Here is a 309-nt window from a genome sequence, read left to right as displayed (position 1 = left end):
ATCGGTGTCACATAAAACTGCAAGTTGGGTCGCTCGATCGGGGTGTCGCGCCAGGTGGGCAGTTCGCTGCCTTTTTCGGCCTTTTGCCAGGTGACCCTGGACAGGCGTCGGCTCAGGTCGGCGAAGAAGAAACCGCGTTGCTCATGAGCGACGAAACGACTGAAAAAGACCTGGTACTGCGGCGTGCGTAACTGGCGCGTGAGCTCCAGCATCATGTCGGCTGTGGACGCGTATTCCTTGATGGGGTGTTCAGGGTCGTCAGGCACATAGGCCACGACCCTGCCAGGCTCCCGGGCTTGCTCAAGGTCC

Annotated in this window: 1 protein-coding gene; it reads right to left on the bottom strand. The window is 60.2% G+C overall.

The window, feature by feature from the left end; translation table 11 throughout:
* On the bottom strand, positions 1–275 hold a 275-nt coding region (locus AC0L3U_RS38985), incomplete at its 3' end, for a dermonecrotic toxin domain-containing protein (RefSeq protein ID WP_473365055.1).
* Between the last annotated feature and the right edge of the window lie 34 nt (positions 276–309).

The organism is Bradyrhizobium sp. Kon69 (genome assembly GCF_055807515.1).
This window is presented reverse-complemented; position numbering and strand designations above follow the sequence as displayed.